This is a genomic window from Bifidobacterium sp. UBA6881 (assembly GCA_002451435.1).
In the GTDB taxonomy this organism is placed as follows: Bacteria; Actinomycetota; Actinomycetes; order Actinomycetales; family Bifidobacteriaceae; genus Bifidobacterium.
Window position 1 is genome coordinate 4,526 of record DKCF01000046.1, and the last position, 1,872, is coordinate 6,397.

Annotated in this window: 2 protein-coding genes; both read right to left on the bottom strand. The window is 62.0% G+C overall.

Going from position 1 to position 1,872, the window contains the following annotated elements; translation table 11 throughout:
* Positions 1-697 (bottom strand): response regulator transcription factor (locus B3C64_RS03835; RefSeq protein ID WP_291533854.1); only part of this gene is annotated, 697 nt, incomplete at its 3' end.
* Positions 697-1,872, bottom strand: a 1,176-nt coding sequence (locus tag B3C64_RS03840; protein WP_291533856.1) for a sensor histidine kinase, incomplete at its 5' end; no start/stop codon positions are given. The genes B3C64_RS03840 and B3C64_RS03835, both read right to left, overlap by 1 nt.

Sequence of the window (1,872 nt, forward strand, 5' to 3'; positions counted from 1 at the left end):
TGGGTTCGTCGATTTTGTAGCCCAATCCGCGCACGGTGGTCAGATATTTGGGATGCGACGGATCCACTTCGATCTTCGAACGCACGCGCTTGACATGCACGTCGAGCGTTTTGGTGTCGCCGACGTAATCGGAGCCCCAGATACGGTCGATCAGCTGGTGACGGGTCATCACACGCCCCTTGTTCTGCATGAGGTATTCGAGCAATTCGAATTCCTTCAGCGGGAAGAAGACGTTCTCCCCACGCACCGTCACCTCATGCTGGCCGATCTTCATGGCGATGTCGCCGCACACCAGCGGAATGTCGTCGTCACGGGATTCCGAGGCCTCCGCCACCATCTGGCTGCGGCGCAGCACCGCGCGCACACGGGCCAGCAGCTCGCGGAAGGAGTACGGCTTGGTGATGTAGTCGTCGGCGCCGATTTCCAGGCCGACGACCTTGTCGATTTCCGCGCTTTTCGCGGTCAGCATGATGATCGGCACGCGGCTTTGCTCGCGGATGCGGCGGCACAGCGCGGTGCCGTCGAGTCCGGGCAGCATCAGATCGAGCAGCACGAGATCGACGCCGCCCTTGGTGAACAATTCCAGTCCCTCTTCGCCAGTCGCCGCGGCCAAAACGTCATATCCTTCGCGGGTGAGCTGGTATACAAGCGGTTCACGATACGATTCCTCGTCCTCGACGATCAGAATACGTGTCATCAGTGGTTCTCCTCTGTGTTCTCTGTGGTATTGGGACTACGTTTTGGTTCCCATGTCGCGGCGTCGGAAGTCGAAACGGCATCGGCGGCGGAAGCCGCGGGGACGCCGGCGGCCGCGCCATGCGTCGTCGCGTCCGTCATGGCATCCGCCGTCGCACCGGATGCGCCGACGGCCGGGGCCTTCGGCAACGTGATGGTGAAGGTCGACCCCTCGCCCTCATGCGACCAGACGGCGATGGTGCCGCCGCAATCCTGCACGCAATGCTTGGTGATGGCAAGGCCCAGACCGGTGCCGCCGGTTTCGCGCGAACGCGCCGGATCGACACGGTAGAACCGTTCGAAAATGCGGTCGAGAGAATCCTCCGGAATGCCGATGCCCTGGTCCACGACACGGATCGTCACTTTGTCGGCGTTCTTGCCGGAGCCGTTGCCGACCGCGACGGTGACCGTGGTGTGCTCCGGCGAGTAGTTGACGGCGTTCTCCACCAGATTCTTCACCGCGGTTTTGATGGTGTCGGGGTCGGCTTCGATATCGATGGATTCCGCAGATTCTGCGGAATCCGCGGCGATATCGCCATCTTCCACAGGCATGGTCTTGCCGTTGAGGGACAGCACCAGCGCGATGTGCTTCGAATCCGCCTTCACCTGGTTTTCCGCGATGGCCTCGCGCGCGACGTCCAATGCGGACAGGCGCTGCGTATCGAGCATCGCCGTGGCGCTTTGCGCCTTCTGCAGGTCGATGAGACGATGGACCAATTCCGTCAGCCGCTGGGATTCCTTGGAGATACGGCCGGCGAAATACTTGACCGCATCGGGGTCGTCGGAGGCGTCGCCGATGGTTTCGGCAAGCAGTGAGATCGCGCCGGCAGGCGTTTTCAGCTCATGGGAGACGTTGGTGACGAAATCCCTGCGCATGATTTCGAAACGGCGTTGCTCGCTCATATCGGATAGGAAAATCGCGAACAGATCATCGGCGAGCCGCCCGATGCGCACATGCACGTACAAAGTGTCGGCGGGCATGTGTTTGCCGGCTTCCAGACCTTTGCCGCCGGTGTTCTTCGCCGCGGCGCTTCGCGCGCGGTCGAGCGGAATCGCAAGTTCGCGGTCGCGGACCACGCTGTCGGTGGCGACCAATCTGAGGATGTCCTGGATCTCGTCGAAAGCCAGCGCGCCGTT